Raw genomic sequence first — 18336 nt, forward strand, 5'->3', positions numbered from 1 at the left:
CTTTCTCCTTTCTAGAAGATTCCGAACATCCATGTACCAATCCGGCCAAACACAGCAAGAGCAGCTGCTACAACCACACCCACAATGATTTTGTTTAAAATTCCTTTCCACCAATTCTCGCGGTCAATCCAACGGGCCACTTCGGTTTCCAGTACTTTTACACGGGCTAATAAACCATTTTCCGGATCTTCCAGCAACTTTTCTAACTTACCTATCTTTAAACCTTGCCGCCTCTGTCGTTCTTCTAACTGATACTGCCGCACCTCCGGCGGCCAGTTGCGTTTGTCATCGTGTATGACCGCCACCCCCTATTAAATTCACACCCTTGCTTCGCTCCTTTCTTTAGAATAAAAAAAGACACCGGTTAGGGTGTCTCGTTCTTGAGAACTTCTTGTATTATCTTACGAGCATCTCGAGTTACAGCGGTTCTTCTTTGCGACTTACTAACTACATAAACATCTTCTGGTGAAATAACTATATCTTCGCCAGGATATTTGTCAGGGTAGTAATCGATACTGAAATCCTCACCATTTATTGTATAAATGAAACGATAAAAATCTTGAAATGTTTCATAATGGTCTGTTCTTAAATCCCTGCCCAAACCAATATTTACCCAAGTGGTTTCCGCCACAATAAGCCACTCCCTTCTAAAAAATATGTTTTAAAGAGCCATAATATAAATTAGATTATTTTAAAAGCCGTATTCTTTAGAGAGTGAGATGGCTTTCTCTTTAAAAACTTCTTTTTGTTCATTAGATAGTTTACTTAATCCTGCGTTTGTTTTAGAATCTTCTAAAGCTTCCTGTGCAAAATATTTACCGTTATTTTTTTCGACAAAACAAACGAATTGTTTTTGTGGATGATCATACAAGATTTCTATTCTTGCAGAATTATTATCGATTTTTATAAATTCATTCGGATTATTTGTCATAAAGCCCCCAATTCATATTATAACAAATTCTCCTTAACTGTATCTATAGAAATTACAACGGTTTATATAGGAAGCACACCCTGGAGGATGTGAGTGATTATGGTTCTATTTTTAAATATAACTATAACTGGCGCGAAGCCAATTGGATTAATCTACGAAATAAAAGACGTTTACATAGTATTGGCTGTAAGCGCCGCTGTTCCAATCTGTTTCAAAGTCGATTCGCACGGTTCCATTTTCACGAAAATCGGCAATGTACGCTTGAGAAGCCTGACCAACTCTTTTTTCTGTAACCGGGAGACGCATCCGTTCTGGCGGCATAGCCCAAGATGGCATATAGCTGAGAACGATTCCTTTGGTTATCGTGCCAGGAATCATGTTTCCTGTGACGAACACTTGATTGTTTATTTTTGTAAAGGTGAGTCCCATATCTCCCAGTGTCCAGCCGTTTTCCAGATTTGGTCTTTCATGTGTTTGCACCCCGCTTGTGTTATCTGTGAATACACCGCCGGTTGCTTCGGTAACGGATACAGGGCTGCTATCAATTAAGGTGACGTGTCCACCTTTTTCGACATTCACATCTACAGACGTTCCCGTTCCTGATAGGTTTACATCAATCCCGTATACTTCTCCACCGTTACTGTTAATCGCTTGATAGCCCGCGTTTAGTATTTCAGTACGGTCGCAATATACTTTACCGCCTTTGGCGGTATGAATGGCTGTATGAAGCGCATTGTTTAATTTAGAAATAGTTCCGCTGTCTAGGTCATACCCTACGTTGACCACGCCTCCGTTTTGGGATCGGACACTGGTATGTGACCCATCAGTATCAATACCCCAGGCGTTAACCGTGCTGGTTGCGTCGGCATAGACCCCGTTTTCTCCACAGTTTTTTGCACTGGAAATACTGGCATCGATCCGGTAGTTTTCGTTCATATAGGCGTTCAATACATCAGCTGCACTCACAAACAGCTGCGCCTGAATCTCTTCTTTCAGCTGCCTGATATAGTCGCCAACTCTAACATTACCTAACAGCCTGGGTCCTTGAACATGAGCGCTATCTTTGCTATATCCCGCCTTAATAGCAGACTGTGTAGCATTGAAGCTCTTTAAATAATGCATACAAAAAAGCCTTTGCTTCTCGGTTAATTTCTCCGATTCTACAATAGGCTTGGTATCCTTTTTAGGTTTTGCACCAGGAGGACTCTTATTGGTTGCAACCTTTTTGGTTTGGGTTGCATCCCGGTTCCATTCTTCTCGACTCTTTCTACTCTTTAAAGTCCCTAATTTAATAGCATGTTTTTCTGATAGGGCTTTTAATGTAATAGAGGTTGTTTCATATTCGTTTCTAATCGTTTCCCAGTTCATACTACATCAGCCCTACCTCCTTTTTCATTGTTACCTCAAAATAGAGCAGGAGTCTCGCACTCCTCTTTACACTCTATTTTCAGATAACAAAAAACACCCCTAATGTAGGGATGTTTTTCTAATTAAATAAATCTTATAACTCAATTTTCTATACCAAATTTTTTCATGTTCCAATTGTTTTAATTCAGTTATGCTGTAATCAGAAATTAATACTTCTGAATTGCTAGTCAAGAATATATTAAAACCAAAGAATAAAAATAAAGGATTTAAATAAACTAAGCTGTTTTTTACGTAAATAAAACCTAGTAATAAAAATAATCCTGCATTCACAAGCAAACTATTAATTTCTAAAATGTTGATTGAAAGTATAGGCACTAAATAAGTTACTACATAACTTAAAAGATTGTCTTCAGTTTTATTGACATCTTCAAAAGCTTGCCTTTCATTTAAAGAAATCGTTTTTATTCTTGAAACAATCCAAATCGAATATATAATTAGTACAAAGAGAATAAGGAAAAAAAGTGAAATGCTTATATTATTAAAAAGAAGAATCTCCCATAATTTACTTTTAGATATAAGATACTCGTAATTATCTAATAAAAGCAACAAATATAAAGGGGAAAACGATGAAATAAACAAACCAATCCTGAACAATACTGGTGCCATAATCCTTCCCCCTTTATCTGCTCATTAGATACTTTCGTCTCTTCCTCCTCGATCTCCTATAATACTCTTATAGAAAGAGTCTCTTATAAGATATGTAATATTCATCAACTGATCTTTATTATCATAAATGATTTTTGTATTGCTTTCAGCTAATTCTATCTTCAATTCGAATGTATTTATTACATTAATTACATTCTCAAAATTCTCGAAAACGATCTCCATCTTATCTTGCTCATCTAAAATTTTAGTTAGAATTCTAGTTATTCTTTTATTAGATAAACAGTCTTCTTTGAAAGCTTCAAAATTCTCAATTCTATTCTTATCTTCTACATATTTTAGTGTCTTTTGCGCGTTATCCAAAAATTGATCACTTATAGAAAATACTCTTTCCAAAGCAATATGATTTAGAATTAAAATTTCATCATTGTAAACTAAAATATCAATATTTCCATCTAAACCCAGAATATTTTCTCTGAATTTAATAAAGTCATTTTCTCCGCTAAACCGACCGATAATTCCTGCTTCAGATAACTTTTTAAATTTGTTAACTCTTCTAAATAAATAAATATCCTCTTCTTCTTCAATTTCAATCTTAAGACAATAAAAATTTAAATCATTAATCTGCTTATGGTTAGGAGATTGACGAAAAACATAGTCTTCTCGAAAACTATTGATTATATCAGTGTAGCTTTCCACTTCTCCAATAGGTATGGTTTCTATAAAACCTTCTACTTGTCCTATAGGGCTAAACTTTTTCTGATCTACTTCTTCATAATATCTCAAAGAATTTAAAGCCATTTTTACAATTTCTTCTTGTAGATCCTCACTTAGTGAGGGAGAAAAGGACTCATACGAATTTTTTCTCTTTTTATTTGTAAAATAAAGCCTGACGTTCGAATTATCTTCTTTTCTTTCATCAATTAAGCTAATAACATTTTGTATATCCAATTTATTCGCCTCCTTAAATATATCTTCTATATTTAAGGAGAATTTCCTTTGACTGTAAAAAAATTTTACACTTTCTTACTTTAATATTAACACAAAAAGAACATTTGTTCTATTTTGGTGCATTAAAAATACCCTCACTAGGAGGGCAATCTACACTTAAGTTATTTTGTAGTAAAGAGCAACGCTATAAATAGTTTCAGCCATTTCTCTTGCAGTCATAGCTTGCCTTCCCTGCTTTGTTAGATGTTCAACAGTAATTAGTTCTAAATCAGGTTTATTTTTGAAAAAGTCATTTATCTGGTTTTCTAGATACTCGTAATTATTAGCACTAATGAACTTAACTCGCATTTTATCCCTCCTAAATTTATGGTTCACTGCCATATTCTAGTTAGAAGGAGTAATAACCTACCAATAATTTCTTTTCAATAACAATTACCCAGCCTCATCACATTCTTCATCATCATTTAAAAGGCTACCTATCTGATTTATTAAGGTTTCTACATCTTCTTTAGTTATTTTCATGAATTTCCTCCAACAATATTAATAGGTAGATTATATCGTAAAGTTAATCCGGAAGATAATTCAAATAGTTATATAAAATAATAGAAAAAAAGAGCCTATAAAATTTGTGAATATTAAAAATAACTTATAGTTTAGATATAAATATTTTTGAGCCCTCACTATATAGTAAATCGTACGTCAGGCGTACGTCATGATGTTTTCTACCTTCTGTTTCGCTCTCTCTATATATTGCTGCACCGTCCGCTTGCTGATTCCTATCTCATTCGCAATCCTGCTCATACTAAGCCCTTCCGCAACATGCATTAGATAACACTGCCTCTCTCGAATCGATAAATTAGAGAATATCTGCAGCAACGTTTGTTTCTGCTCATCAGATAAATGTATCTCTTTATCGTTGATATCTATCTGTTCTACAATATCAAGGATCATATAAGCTTCTTCTAACTCGATTTGCTGATAGATACCCCTTTTATCTATCCCTCTGAATAAACCTGGCTGCCGGCCTGTCTCCATCCACTTAATAGCAAACGCCATGCTATCAATCATACTATTCACTTTCGATTTATCTTCTTTGTCCTGGGGATTCTTTGTGCCATATGTGTTCGTGAGCTGCTGCAGGCTTCGTTTGTTTTCTCTGTATTCTTCAATGAGCTGGTCTGTGAATAGCATGTAGTTTCCCCCTTTAAAATAAAAAAGAGGACACCAAACCACAGCTTATTGCTGTCGTTCAGTGTCCTCCAGTTGGCTGGTAGAACTTAATTAAATTTATGATGTATAGCTATATTTGATTGATATTGCCTTAACCCGTTTAATTCATAATACTCATAAACTTTAGTTATCGTATCATATAAGTACGATCTGACAATCGCTTTTTGTAATTCGTAATTTTCCGGGAGTATTTTTATCTCTAATTCTTCTTTTTCTTTTGCATATATCCTCTCACCAGCATTCGTAGCATGTATTTCAGAAGAAAAATATCGATATATAACTTCATAGTCAACGTCCATATCGATATCTTTTCGGTTACATAATTGTTCAAAAGATTTAGTACGTTTGTCTAAGTTATACCAGTTGTCTTTATGTTCACGGTATCGGAAAACTTCAGCATAATCTTGTTCTAAAATTTCAATTTTTTCTTTCACATCTGATATACCAGTACCTTCTATAAATTCTTCTCTACTCATACCTAGTAAATTTCGAATCTTTTCTCCACTTCTACTCTTTTCTATAAACTTTTCATACATTTTTAATTGTTTTACTCTATTAGCCACTAAAAATGATTTACCGTATCTAATGTTAAATTCAGGATTTTTTAATAATAATTTTAAATAGACATGATTCTCCATAATAGTTCTTGCTATGGCATCTGTTCCAGCGCTAGCCTCTGCTTCTATAAGTATTTTAAAAGATTTAACTTTTTGTATCATATCTACATACAAACCTATAGTAGCGGCGTCATTAGTATCGAATTCAATTTCTTTATCGTTAAAATGTTCTTTAAAAACCTTTTCGAGCGCTTTTTCAGCTTCTTCGATTAGCTTAGTTGTTAATTTCATAAAGACTTCTCCTTCATTCAAAATTAAGTTGAAATTGTTAAAACTCTTCCTCCTCATCCTGCCTCACTCTTTTTACTTTCCAATGGTGGGTAATAATCTTTTTTTCAATATTACATACTTAGGATATTTTTAAATTTTATATCGTATAGGGCTTTAAGACCGAATTCCCTTTTAAATACAAAGGATGTTTGGGGATATTCTTTACAGTCGTATCAATACAATAAATTTCTTGATCATTTATTAACGACATAATGTTTGTGATACGGTTTTTTACTCCTTTATAGCTTTGACCACATGCAAGAACTATCTTATCGGTATTTTTCAAAGCTTCAAAAAGATGTTTATCGTTTTCTGGTCCAATTGGATCGTTATGCAATTTCAATCCTTTTGGATTTGTGCTAATAAGGGCATACAAATTCAATATGTTCATGCCTCCATATCCCCACGACTTCGAAAAATTCATACATCGTTTCAAAGTTGGATCACATAGATCAGCATCAGCAACACTGGGATTTAACATTATAAAAGTTACAATATCTTTCTGATCATCCCATATGCATTTCAATGAATATCTATATGTTCTATCATTTTGATTTTCATTATCAAAAATTACTGTAACTTTCTCATCTGACTTCCAGGGCGTACCCGCCATTAAAACCCCTCCCTTGTTCCAGTTTATTTATGTCACTTTTTCATCACGTATGTTAATTAAAGTCAAGAACACCAAGCAAAAGCGGTATGCTGTCGTTCAGTGTCCTTCAGATGGCTGGTAGAACTTTCTATAAATTCCTTACTTTTTGGATAAAATCTATATTTTTATCGTCTATCTTACTCATTTTTTTTATTTCTTCGACCAAAAAACTATCAGTACGATTAAAGTTTTTAATTAAATTAAAATACATGAGTTGATTTACATAACTGAATATTAAAGGTAAAGCTGTTACGTATATATATTTAAAACTATTAATTCTTTCAGAAGTATGAAATAGGGGCAAATAATTTAGACTATTTTTATTTGTTCTAAAGCCTTTTTTACGTGTTGTAATTAAATGTAAGGATTGATCTAAATATCCAGAAAGTGTCTGATCATTTTCTTTTGATCCATAGCGTTGTTCGAAGAGTATATCAACTTGTTGTTCATTTATTCTTTTTAATATGTCAGAGTTGTTATTAATTATTTTTTTAATTTCAGTTTTTATAAAATTTCTTACTTTCCAATCAGAAAAATCAATACTTTCAAATTCATCGTTTATCATAGCGTTAACAAAAGTTACACGATCAAAAGTTATATATTCTATACAAGCTAATAAATCTTGAAGAGGTTTCCGTAATAGTGAAAACATGACTCCTAAGTCTTCTGATTGTAGTGCCTCATTTGCATACATGAGGGAGGTTGAAATTTCATAAACACAATCAAAAAATATTAATTCACCCAATACTTCTTTATCTTTTTCCGAAGCTTTATTAAAACTAATAACAGGATAATTGGAAAGTTTAAATTTGGTAAAGTTAATTAAATTATTATAATGCTGTGCATTTTCTTCAGTAAGTCTGATTAATTCATTTACAATTTCCTCCGATATTTGAGGCGATTCATTCATGAAATTTATCCCCCTGTCTATTCAAAAATCCTCCCCCTCTTCATACCTTATCCGCTTCACTTTCCACTGATGGGTAATAACCTTTGTTTCCCCGTGCTTCGGTAATTCTTTCAATTTAGCTTTACCTCGCTTTAAACAATCACACATGGCTTATCTCTCTTAAGTATATCAATATCAAGGCTTTCCGTCTGTATACCACATCAATATTTTCCATATTATCCAAATATTACACCTTTATAACTCATTTAACTTAACCGGATTCATTTCACTCGCAGTACCATTTTTATTCACCAATAACGAAATCACATTATCCGCTCGTATGTTTAACCGGTCCAGCTTTTCTTTTAAGTCTACGCTATTTTGTGCGTATATTGTATATCCCTTCTCCATTCCGCCTTCACACCGGCTAAAGACGATCATGAACATCTTCCTCTCTAATCACCTGTTTTTGAAATGCTATATGCTACTCATGAGTTAAGCTCATATGACAATTACCAGCTCCTTAATTAAATCAATACTGATAATATCTTTCCCCCTGTACTTTCTCACAGCTTCAAGGCAGTACTTTTACATTGTCCCTATTGTTGGGGCCATTATCGTTATCAAAGCTCTCCTGTGGCCTTTAAATTGAGCCTCCCAGATGAAATTATTGATAGTCGGCATGAGGCACCTCTTCTCTTTTAGTATGTACCTGGTAATCAAGTAGCACCCCATGTTTAGATGTTACTTTTTGCCAATCATGTTCTAAGAAATCAGATGGGATAGATTTCAGTCCCCATATTAATTAGCTATTTATAGAGATCTTTATAGTATTATATTTACTTATTACCAAGCATTAGAGATCGTTTTATAATGAACATTTCGTAAAAGGTACAGACTTGCTTAAATTTATTATCAATTATCTTTCTGGTCAATCTGACTGCTCTTTAGCGAATATAAATATTCTGATTATTTAAATAATTATGTTATATTAAGAGGAAGAGAAAAACGTAATGATTAATTGGCTATCGACCGATTGCTTATTTTTTTGGTTTTACTATTCACTCACAGACAATAGTAATTAATTGGAAGACACTATCTTGAAATAATCGCCAATACTACTGATGAAAAATCTCCCAAAACCTAGCCAGATCTATAAATGTTTACTTTATATAGAAATGTTGAAATCGTAAACAGTTTATGAAAGGTGGGGCCGAATGATATGGGACGATATTTAAAAAGTGTAAAATGGTACCATAAAGTACCTGGCTTCCGATCCGGACAATGGTGGAAAGCATTGATAGCTCTCATAGGCTATGGTTTTATGCTTTTGCTACTTTTAGGAGGTATTGCTTCATTATTGGATGATCGAACGGCTGCCGAAATTGCAGCTGACAATGATGCTAGACAAGAAGAGCGTCAGTTAGAAAAAGAAGAAGATCAACTTTCTGAAGAAAAAGAAAGCGAAACCGTTACGGCTGAAAACGAAGAACTAGCAGCAAACGCTGAAACGATATCGACTTTAGAAGAAGAGGCGGCTACTACAGAGGAACAACTGGATATCGCAGCCGAACAAATAATTACTTTAGAAGCTGAAATTAGTTCATTACAAGGCAATGAAGAAGCTCTGCAAGAAGCCGAGACTGCATTAGAGGAAGCCCAAGAACAACTGGATGAACTAAAAAGCGAAGAGAATATTGCATTAGAAGAGGCTGAACAAAGAATTGAAGAGGTTGAACTACAAAATGAAGAATTTACTGAAAGTACAACAGAGAAAGAAAAGGAACTTATAGAAGTTAAAGGAGAATTAGAAGCTTCACAAGAGAAAGTAGCAGAACTCGAAACAGCAATATCTAATACCACATCTTCTCCTTCTTCTAACAGCAGTTCATCTGATTCTAATAATTCATCAACGCAATCTGACTCTTCAAATGACAACAGCTCTACCTCATCTGATTCATCATCAATTTATTATAAAAACTGCACTGCAGCGAGATCGGCCGGAGCTGCCCCTGTATATAGAGGAGAACCTGGTTACGCCAAGCATTTAGATCGTGATGGAGACGGAGTCGGATGTGAATAAATTAAAATAAGTCTTAGACAATGGATACCTATCGTCATATGTAAAAAACAAAAATCCAGCGCCTCCTCTTTTCAGAGTAAGCGCTGGATTTCTTTTCTATTAACAGCAGTCGCTGTCGGAGCCGCCGTCCATTACAAGGCCGGACTGTCCTTCACTATTGGTTTGTACGTCCAATGTGATGTTCTCGACGTGTGGTAATACCTGCTTCTCAATGGCTACATCAATGCCGTTAATTTCCCGTCTTTCATCATCTTCAGCTGGCTCATCCAGAGCCAGACCCAATTTAGGGCCTCCTCAGCCCATGCCTGAAAAGACGACGCGGATATTACCGGCGCTGTGTTCTTTCATCACGCCGTGAATAAATTCTTTTGCCTGATCGGTAATGTTCATGGTATCTCTCCTTTTCTATTTCTTAGTATAAGGGATTTTTTCTGCGGTTTAAACCGGGTGATCCTGTTTTTTTACCTTGATTGCGTACGCTATCGTTTCGCTGCTGTTTTTAAGCATCCATCCGAGAGAAGGATGATTGTCCAGCACCGGCGACGGCTTGATTGCTTCAAACGTGTCTTCGTCGGTTGTGACCGTATATGCATCGTCAGCTGATTCCACCGGAACCAAGGAATACTCCCGAATTCCTTGTCAGCCGCCGGTGAGCTTTGATTCCAGGCGGAAAGCCATTATACTGCCGGGCAGCCCCTGCATGGTTTGTTCCGCTCTTTCGGTTAATCGGATTGTATGCATAGCTATTCCTCCTTTGTCCTACTGATAATTGTAGATTCAGAGCGGGCGGAAAGCAAGAAAACCAGCTTTTGCCTTTTATCTAAACCTGAGTGCAACCTGATCATTTTTAAAATTAAGAAAGGAGGCTCCCTTAGGAAGCCTCCTTATTAAACGCGTGTACTATTACAATGCGAAGCCTATTGGTAATGGCTGGTGAAAAATCTTCACGTAGGAAGGGACCTGCCCGCTCCTTTTTGCTTCGATTAACCGGTCGTACATTCGTTTGCCGCCTACGGCATTGGCTGAGTGAATCGTAATGCAGTCAGGAAAAATTTTGTGTTCCAGTAAGTGCAGCACGACTTCAAATCCGTTCTTTGCATAACTTCCTAAGTCGTGATCCAATGATAAGTGAGATACCAGTTTTTTGGATCGGATCATGGCAATACATTCTGCTACGGTTTCTACTAGAATATACCCGCTCGGACAAGGCCTCACATCATCCAGGAAAATATTGTACTTTTGTACGTTTTCCATACATCCTCCTTTATAATATGAGAAATGTGTGTTCATGTCTTAGTGGCTGTTAAACTATAGTATAACAGAAAATAGGCCTTATTTCTACCCATTATTCAAACCGGCTCTGCAGAAGGTTCTTCACCTGTTCCACGTCCTCCATGGTATAGGTGATTTCCGCCCCTTCTTCGATCCGGCGGCTCGATTCAATATTGTGCTTCCAGCTTTCTGCAAAATCCGCCCACCATCTTTCCCACTGGCCGGTAAAATGATCGCGCATCTGCCCCCACTCTTTTTCCAGCAGCTCATCGGCAGGCGGGCGCAGTTCTTCTTCGAGCTCGTCTTTGAACGGTTTAATCTGCTGGTCCATAAAAAACGCGCTGTAGGACGTGTAACTGCTGAAAAAGGAAAACGTCATCCGGTCAAGCGGCGGCTGTTCGTTGGACGAAAAACTGTCAAATTGAGGCAGCTCCCAGTGAAACGCAGACAGCATTGATTCGGGAATCTGCCCGGAAAACGTTTCCGCTATGCGCCAGCTCCGCTCTTTCATATACTGCTCCATCCGGTAGCCGGTTGCCTGCAGTTCTTTATCAAACTCCAGAAACACTTCCTGCACGAGGCTGTTTGTCTGCCGCTTCATCTGCTCGGCGAAGGAACGCTCCTTTTGAAACGCATAGGGCGTAAAATAATCTTTAAACAGGTCATAGTAGCGGTAAAAAACGCGCTGCTTTACATAAAACAGCAGCTCTTCCATCTCGCGGTGCATCATATCAAGCTCGAGCGCAAAGGAATACGCCTGCAGTTGATGTTCCGCTTCCTCCAGAGCATTCAGACGCTGCTGCTTTTTTTCCTGCTGACGGGAAGCATCCAGCGCCGCTGTTTCCATCATATCCTCCAGAGTGCGGACAGCCTGGCGGATTTCGCCCCGTCCTTCCTCCAGCACAATTCCCTGCAGCTGCTCATAGGAAAAATGCTCAAACGCTTCCATAAAGTCATCCATGCCGGATACCGGGCGGCTCCCGCCTCCGGCCTGCAGGCTTGATACCGGATATACCGGAGGGTCTTCCAGGCCAAATGACTCCAGCTCCCGCTTCACGTAGCGAATGACGCTTTCCAGCTCTTCTGTATCTTCGGCGAGATCTGCGGCGTTCACGAGGAAAAAGATTTTGTTGTAGGAAAAATACTGCGTCAGGCGGCCAAGCTGAGTGAGAAACATTACGTCGGCACGCGAAAACGCATGATTGTAATACGTCGCAAAAAAAATCGCATCGGCTTTTTTCATTTCTTCAAATGCCAGCAGCGTATGCCGTTTATAAATGCTGTGCACACCGGGTGTATCCGTGAGCGTATAGCCTTTATCAGTAAAGGCGCCGGCGGCATCGACATCGGCCCGGTCGATCATCATCGCCTCTTCCGCATTTCCTGTCAGCTGCTGGAACGCTTCGAGCTTCATTTCTACACGGGTGCCCTGCTGGTCCTCGTAGTTTCGAAACGACGCTTCATATTCATCCAGCCGGTTTTTTTCTTCTGCGTCCAACAGCAGCAGCGGATCTATCCATTCTTCTTTCCTGCTTTCCTTATTGTCCTCTTCTTTTTGCTTCTCCTGCTTTTTCTTCTGCTCAGCGAGTTTTTTGCGGCGCTCTTCTTTCAAAGCCGCCCATTCATCCATGGAACCAACTGCGGTGTTTGTTTGAAAAAGCAGCTCATTCATTTCTTCAATGACCCGTTCTTCGGTTTTATAGACAACTGAGACCGTCCCGTGACTGGCCGGCGCTGCCGGGCGGATCGTCGTTACGAACGCAGTGGTTGGATGCGAAGAAACGGGCAGCAGCGGCTCGCCGATGAGGGCATTGGCAAAGGTCGTTTTGCCGGAGCTGAACGCGCCGAATAAAGCGACCCGGTAAGCAGCCTGCTCGAGGCGCTCTGCTTTGCTGTTCAGCGAAGCGGCGGCGGCATCTAGAACCCGAAACCCCTTCATCATACCGGCGGCTTCGCGCAGTTCATGCGGAGCCTTTCCGCGCGCCGGCCGGGTGCCGGTCCCGCTGCCGTGCCGCTCATACCATTCCTGAATAGGAAAAGTAAGCGGCTTCTGCGTGCCTGCAGCTTTTATCTCATAAGCTCCGGACACGGATGTATGTACCGGCTCAAAGGGCTCGGCCGCTTCCCAAAAGGCGTTCATCCATTCTTCTGCCGTTTTCACCCACTGCTCCTGCCTTGCCTGCCACGCTTCTGCTTCTTCCAGCAGCTCGGCCGCCCTAATACGACGGTTTTCCAGACGCACAGCTTCTTTTTTCTGCTCGGCGGCAAGCAGGGTTTTGATTTTCGGCAGCAGCTGAATGAGCTGCTGCTTGTACACGCGCTTAATTTCTTCGGTGAGCCAGCGGCTGAAGCTGAGCACATACCCCTGCGTAAAAGCGGCTCCGGTGCGCTCAGACCGGCTGATTAATTCATCATCAATGGTACAGGTCATATCGAGCAGCCGGCGCTGCAGATTCTGGTCTTCCACGCGGTACGAAGCCAGCAGGTTTGTCATCTGTTCGCGAAGCGGAATATCAATATAATTGCGGGCGTTTTCCGTAAGACTGCTTTTCAGTGCTTCCAGCCTCTCCTCGCGCGAGCGGCGGGTTTTGTTTTTGCCGAACAGCCCTTTAATCCGGTAGGCCGTCTGACGAGATTCGAGGTAATCCCTGGCGGCATTGCGGGTATGATAAGGCGTCAGCTTCGCATTCGTAAATACCAGATCCACCGTGGCAAATATTCTTTTTTCGAGCGTATCCTGCCACTCCTCCATTTCCTCCTGTTTCTGCACCGCCTGGAGCTTTTCTTCCTGCAGATCCTTCAGAGAAGCGTACTGCTCAAGGGCACGGTGGATATCTTTTGGCGGGTGCTGCTGTTTTTCTTTCTGTCCGGCTGCTTCTGCCATCATCCGGTACAGGCTTTTCGCCGCCGTCTGGGATACCTGGATATCGTGTGGCACCGAAGCTGAAAATAAGTAATCCATCAGCTTTCCCCATTGCTCAGGGGTCTGTTCTGGAAAGCGTGAGGAAATAAAGTACACGTCGTTATAACGGATGCCCCGTTTTTGAAAAGAAGCTTCCATCCGCTCCCGGAATGCATCGATTGTTCCCTGCTCCGGGTTATGCTTGTCGGCCTGATTAACGATTAAAACCGGCCGGATATCCATTTGGTTGAGCTTGCTTAAAAAAGCAATGTTTTCTTCGGATTCCACCTGCTGGTAGTCCATGACGTAACAAACCGTATCGGCTTCCGGCAGCCGCGACTCCGCGGCGAGCTGATGGGTTTCTACTGTAGAATCAATACCCGGCGTATCAATCAGCTCCACCCCGTCCGGAAGTTTAGTTTCCGCGTCCTGAAGATACACTTCCTTCACCGCGCCTCCCTGCTGAAACCAGTCTGCGTCCCAGGCGTCCAGATCCGGAAACACCGTGTCCGGCCGGCTGTCTTCGTGTACGAGCGTAATGCCGGGACGCCCTTTCTGGAAGTGCACCACGTTGGCGCTGGTTGGAATCGGGTGCGAGGGCAGATGATCTTCGCCGATCAACCGATTAATAAACGTGGACTTGCCTGCTGAAAACACCCCGCAGCATAAAATGGTTTTACGGCCGGCGTGCCACTTTTTTTCAATTCCCTCAAGCACCTCCTGCGTATCCTCGTCGGCCCATTCAGAAAGTCGGGCTTTCAGGTCAAGGAGCGGCTCTTTCTTAAATTTACGGCGGGTCCAGAATTCGTCTCTCTCCTCACGGGAGAGCAGGACATCCTGAACGGAAGGCATTTTCATCTGCGCAGAACTCCTTTCGATGAACGACTATTCCTGCTGCGGTCAAACAGCAAACGCTTTCGCGCTGTTTCTAAAAAAAGAGGCCTGCAGGAGGCCCCTAAATCAAATGGTCTTTTTCAAATAAATACTCATATGGTATATCAATAAACACATACAGGTCATCGGTAAGCGGATGCGAATACGTGCGGATCATTTCATTCTGGTGAATATCAGAATACAGATCAGAAAGGATACCTCGTTTTTCAAAATTCATGCGGACGATGTTCTCGAGAAAATACGGCCGCCAGCTCCAGTTACGGTTGCGACCTTCCGGGTGATATGTCCAGCCTTCGGTTTCCTTCAAGGCATTTCCTGACTTCTGGTAGCCTTCGTGATCGCAGATGTACACCCGAAAGGAGATGTCTTCCAGCGCGTGCGCAATGTTCATCGTGAGCGCATCCACATCGGTCCACTGGCCTTCTTTTTTCAAAATAGCGCTCAGTCGTTTGTTCATCGACGTCATTAATTCAATCTGGGCTTCCATTTTTTTGCGTTCCAGCGTAATAAAATGGTGAAAATCCTTGCGGAGTACTTCGGTAAGCATCTGCTTGTCGCTGAACGCGTTTTTCGGCTTGCGCAGGTAATCGCCCTGAAAGTAGCGGGCTCCGTTCCTCCAGGCATAATTGAGCTGATTAAAGCCGTTTACTTCTTCAAACAAGAGCGAGGCGCCGATTTTCCGCGACAGCATCGATAAGGAATGCAGCACATCCCGGAACATGCTCGGAATGGAATTTTCCTCCGTAAAGGCCAGATCGACTTTAATGATATTCGGCATCAGGTAGGCAATCTGATCCAGATTGGTCGTATTTTTGCCTACATCATCCAGCGCGACTTTAATGCCGAGGCTCTGCACGTACTGCACGAAATGCTTCAGCTGGGACTGGTCCCCGATAAAATGGTGTTCCTTAAGCTCGAGCACGATTTTGTCGAAGGTGAGTCCCTTTTCCTGAAACTCCTTCAGGCGTTCGACAAAGCTCTCGCCGCCGTCCTGAACCAGCAGATTCACATCTACATTTAAAAACAACACTTCGTCGCGTCCTTCTTCCAGATAGGCATTCAACGCCTGGTCATGGATGTGATCCTCGACTTCCTGACGGTATTCATCCGGAATGCTGTGATCCTGGAAAAACGCGCGCAGGCTCATGCTTTCGTTTTCGGTTTCGTGAAATCGTCCCATCACTTCGTACCCGGTAATTTCCAGAGTGTCGGCGCTGACGATCGGTTGAAAATGGGCTACGACTTTTTCTTTCTGCATCACTATATCTAACGCATCCACATGTATCACCTTCTTTTTCAGCCCTTTTCTATAGAGCTTCACGCTCTTGTTATTTTTAGGTTAAATCAAATGGCGTCTCCTGATACACGTAATAGTTCAGCCAGTTGGTAAACAGCAGGTTCGAATGGGCACGCCAGCGCATCGGCGGATTCAAAAGATGATTTCCCTTCGGAAAATAATTTTCCGGAAGCGCTGTGGAAATGCCGCGGCGGCTGTCCCGCTCGAATTCCTCGCGGAGCGTTTCCCGGTCATACTCGCCGTGGCCGGTCATAAAAATCTGCTTGCGGTCTTTCGTGGCGAGCAGGTATAATCCGGCGTCGTCCGACTCGGATAATATATCGAGTGCGTCTATTTTTTTCACATCTTCAAGCCGGGTTTCCGTATAGCGCGAATGAGGGGCCCAGAATACTTCATCAAACCCGCGCAGCAGCTTTTCCTCGGGCATCTGCACCGTATGCTCATAAACACCGAACTTTTTCTTTTCCATTGGATGCTTCGGAATGCCGAAATGGTGATACAATCCGGCCTGGGCGCCCCAACAGATATGCAGGGTCGAAGTTACATGGGATTTGCTCCATTCCAGTATATCCGTCATTTCCTCCCAGTAGTCCACCTGTTCAAAGGGAAGCTTCTCTACAGGCGCTCCGGTAATAATCATGCCGTCGAATCGTTTGCTGCTGACTTCGTCGATTGTTTTGTAAAAAGCAGCCAGGTGCTCGTGCGGCGTATTTTTGGAGGAGTGGGTATTCGGATGAAGAAAAGACACGTCAAGCTGCAGCGGCGTGTTGCCCAGCATACGGAGAATCTGGGTTTCCGTCGCTTTTTTCAGCGGCATTAAATTCAAAATGAGTATATTCAGAGGACGGATGTCCTGGTTGTAGGCTCTGCTTTCGTTCATGATAAAAATATCCTCTTTGGTGAGAATATCTTTAGCCGGTAAATGGTCGGGCACTTTAATTGGCATTAACTCTCCTGCTCCTTTATTTCTATTTAGGCCTGGCTAATAAGCGGTAGATAATGATAGAAAAGTATCACGAATAGACGTGGAAAGCAACTGTATGTATACCCCTCCCTGCTAAGGAGAAGCGGTATTTTTCAAAAAAACTCAGGCCGGCAGGACGTTCTGCCGCACCAATTATTTGTTATTCTTTCCACCAGTCGTCATGGATGGTTACCGGCTCGCTGCGTTTATGTCTCGTTTTGGTGTAATAGTTAATCAATTTCTCTGAGGCGTCAGCTTCTATTTCTTTTCCTTCCAGAAAGTCATCGATCTGATCATAGGTCAGGCCGAGGGCTTCTTCATCGGAAAGGCCGGGCTTATCTGACTCCAGGTCAGCGGTAGGTACTTTTTCAAACGTTTTTGAAGGTGCTTCAAGTTCCCTGAGCAGCTCTTTGCCCTGGCGTTTGTTCAGGCCAAACAGCGGGGCGATATCGCAGGCGCCGTCGCCGTATTTCGTATAAAAGCCGGTAATTGCTTCTGCGGCATGATCGGTTCCGATAACGAGCAGCTGATAATGGGCGGCAATGTCATAATGGACTTTCATCCGCTCCCGGGCTTTTGTGTTTCCTTTGTTAAAATCCGTCATTTGCTCCCCGGTGCCTTCCACAAAGTCGCTCTCGGAGGCATCCACTGCCTTCTGAATATTGACGGTAATGGTGCGGGAAGGATCGATAAAAGAAAGGGCAAGCTGGGCGTCCTCTTCGTCATGCTGGACCCCATAGGGCAGACGAAGGGCGATAAATTGATAACCTTCTCCGGTTTCATTGAGTTCATTAACCGCCATCTGGGCGATTCTGCCGGCAAGCGTGGAGTCCTGTCCGCCGGAAATCCCCAGTACAAAACCTTTTGCTCCGGATGCAAGCAGATACTTTTTCAGAAACTCTTTACGAGTCGTTATTTCCTCTGCTGCCTGCACAGACGGATGTACTTCAAGGTCGTTTATAATATGCTGCTGTGTAATAGTCATAGTAGTCCCCTTTCTTTTAGTCCTATTTTTCCTTATTTTCTCTTTTTTTAAACCTTGCCGGCCGAAAGGCGAAAACGCCTGATGTCTTCGGAAAGGCCGCAGGCTTCCAGCACTTCCACCTGTTTCGGGCCGCGGATATCAAAGTGGGAGTACTCCTCGCGGTAGTGAATCCAGTGGGGCTGAAAGCCAAACTGCCTGCCCCATTCGAGCAGCTTGTCGTGATCGCCGCAGGCGGCTTTTGTGACGGTATGAAACTCCGGATAACGCGGGTCATACCAATAATGAGTTAACAGCGCAATTTCGCCGGCCGCGGCTTTGTTTTTCCAGTCGGCCAGCTCTTTTTTTGAAATGCCAAATGCCATAACGGC

At 41.5% G+C, this 18336-nt stretch carries 21 protein-coding genes; 1 reads left to right on the forward strand and 20 read right to left on the reverse strand.

Going from position 1 to position 18336, the window contains the following annotated elements:
• Positions 1-11: 11 nt before the first annotated feature.
• The 12 genes from ATL39_RS17255 to ATL39_RS17355 all read right to left on the reverse strand — a co-directional run bounded on the left by ATL39_RS17255 (position 12) and on the right by ATL39_RS17355 (position 7739).
• Positions 12-197, reverse strand: coding sequence for a hypothetical protein (locus ATL39_RS17255; protein ID WP_147419333.1), 186 nt, complete (start codon positions 195-197; stop codon positions 12-14).
• 167 nt (positions 198-364) lie between these two features.
• A complete protein-coding gene (locus tag ATL39_RS04510) occupies positions 365-631 on the reverse strand; it encodes a hypothetical protein (RefSeq protein ID WP_120192110.1) in 267 nt (88 codons plus the stop codon).
• A 60-nt stretch (positions 632-691) separates the two neighbouring features.
• The gene (locus ATL39_RS04515) at positions 692-931 is read right to left on the reverse strand and encodes a hypothetical protein (protein WP_120192111.1); all 240 of its coding nucleotides are present in this window, start codon (positions 929-931) and stop codon (positions 692-694) included.
• 147 nt (positions 932-1078) lie between these two features.
• Positions 1079-2299 (reverse strand): terminase small subunit, encoded by a 1221-nt coding sequence (locus ATL39_RS04520; RefSeq protein ID WP_120192112.1) that lies wholly within the window; start codon positions 2297-2299, stop codon positions 1079-1081.
• Positions 2300-2398: 99 nt separating this feature from the next.
• Positions 2399-2965 (reverse strand): hypothetical protein, encoded by a 567-nt coding sequence (locus ATL39_RS04525; protein WP_120192113.1) that lies wholly within the window; start codon positions 2963-2965, stop codon positions 2399-2401.
• A 24-nt stretch (positions 2966-2989) separates the two neighbouring features.
• Entirely contained in the window at positions 2990-3913 is a 924-nt protein-coding gene (locus ATL39_RS04530; RefSeq protein WP_120192114.1) for a Kiwa anti-phage protein KwaB-like domain-containing protein, read from the reverse strand.
• Between the two features lie 156 nt (positions 3914-4069).
• On the reverse strand, positions 4070-4261 hold the full coding sequence (locus ATL39_RS04535) for a hypothetical protein (RefSeq protein WP_120192115.1): 192 nt from the start codon (positions 4259-4261) through the stop codon (positions 4070-4072).
• A gap of 351 nt (positions 4262-4612) precedes the next feature.
• On the reverse strand, positions 4613-5104 hold the full coding sequence (locus ATL39_RS04540) for a sigma-70 family RNA polymerase sigma factor (RefSeq protein WP_120192116.1): 492 nt from the start codon (positions 5102-5104) through the stop codon (positions 4613-4615).
• A gap of 86 nt (positions 5105-5190) precedes the next feature.
• Positions 5191-5991, reverse strand: coding sequence for a DUF5677 domain-containing protein (locus tag ATL39_RS04545; RefSeq protein WP_120192117.1), 801 nt, complete (start codon positions 5989-5991; stop codon positions 5191-5193).
• A 136-nt stretch (positions 5992-6127) separates the two neighbouring features.
• Complete coding sequence (locus ATL39_RS04550) at positions 6128-6643, reverse strand: DUF1643 domain-containing protein (RefSeq protein WP_120192118.1); 516 nt, start codon at positions 6641-6643, stop codon at positions 6128-6130.
• Positions 6644-6770: 127 nt separating this feature from the next.
• Positions 6771-7592, reverse strand: coding sequence for a hypothetical protein (locus ATL39_RS04555; protein ID WP_120192119.1), 822 nt, complete (start codon positions 7590-7592; stop codon positions 6771-6773).
• A gap of 21 nt (positions 7593-7613) precedes the next feature.
• Positions 7614-7739 (reverse strand): XtrA/YqaO family protein, encoded by a 126-nt coding sequence (locus tag ATL39_RS17355; RefSeq protein ID WP_342768756.1) that lies wholly within the window; start codon positions 7737-7739, stop codon positions 7614-7616.
• A 1054-nt stretch (positions 7740-8793) separates the two neighbouring features.
• Between ATL39_RS17355 and ATL39_RS04565 the strand changes: the two genes are divergently transcribed.
• The gene (locus ATL39_RS04565) at positions 8794-9654 is read left to right on the forward strand and encodes an excalibur calcium-binding domain-containing protein (protein WP_120192121.1); all 861 of its coding nucleotides are present in this window, start codon (positions 8794-8796) and stop codon (positions 9652-9654) included.
• A gap of 99 nt (positions 9655-9753) precedes the next feature.
• On the opposite strand, the gene ATL39_RS17670 is transcribed toward ATL39_RS04565, so the two are convergent.
• The 8 genes from ATL39_RS17670 to ATL39_RS04605 all read right to left on the reverse strand — a co-directional run bounded on the left by ATL39_RS17670 (position 9754) and on the right by ATL39_RS04605 (position 18330).
• Complete coding sequence (locus tag ATL39_RS17670) at positions 9754-10044, reverse strand: iron-sulfur cluster biosynthesis family protein (RefSeq protein WP_425452962.1); 291 nt, start codon at positions 10042-10044, stop codon at positions 9754-9756.
• Positions 10045-10092: 48 nt separating this feature from the next.
• Complete coding sequence (locus ATL39_RS17360; protein WP_170146835.1) at positions 10093-10263, reverse strand: hypothetical protein; 171 nt, start codon at positions 10261-10263, stop codon at positions 10093-10095.
• 294 nt (positions 10264-10557) lie between these two features.
• Positions 10558-10908, reverse strand: coding sequence for a cyclic-phosphate processing receiver domain-containing protein (locus tag ATL39_RS04580; protein ID WP_120192123.1), 351 nt, complete (start codon positions 10906-10908; stop codon positions 10558-10560).
• 91 nt (positions 10909-10999) lie between these two features.
• A complete protein-coding gene (locus ATL39_RS04585) occupies positions 11000-14686 on the reverse strand; it encodes a dynamin family protein (protein WP_120192124.1) in 3687 nt (1228 codons plus the stop codon).
• 97 nt (positions 14687-14783) lie between these two features.
• On the reverse strand, positions 14784-16001 hold the full coding sequence (locus ATL39_RS04590; RefSeq protein ID WP_120192633.1) for an EAL domain-containing protein: 1218 nt from the start codon (positions 15999-16001) through the stop codon (positions 14784-14786).
• A gap of 55 nt (positions 16002-16056) precedes the next feature.
• Positions 16057-16965: a homoserine O-acetyltransferase MetA gene (gene metA / locus ATL39_RS04595; RefSeq protein WP_120192125.1), complete on the reverse strand. Its 909-nt coding sequence runs from the start codon at positions 16963-16965 to the stop codon at positions 16057-16059.
• 178 nt (positions 16966-17143) lie between these two features.
• On the reverse strand, positions 17144-17968 hold the full coding sequence (gene nadE / locus ATL39_RS04600) for an ammonia-dependent NAD(+) synthetase (protein WP_120192126.1): 825 nt from the start codon (positions 17966-17968) through the stop codon (positions 17144-17146).
• A gap of 47 nt (positions 17969-18015) precedes the next feature.
• Positions 18016-18330, reverse strand: a complete 315-nt coding sequence (locus ATL39_RS04605) for a hypothetical protein (RefSeq protein ID WP_120192127.1) — start codon at positions 18328-18330, stop codon at positions 18016-18018.
• Positions 18331-18336 lie beyond the last annotated feature (6 nt).

The sequence above is a fragment of the Sinobaca qinghaiensis genome (assembly GCF_003610495.1).
GTDB lineage: Bacteria > Bacillota > Bacilli > Bacillales > Marinococcaceae > Sinobaca > Sinobaca qinghaiensis.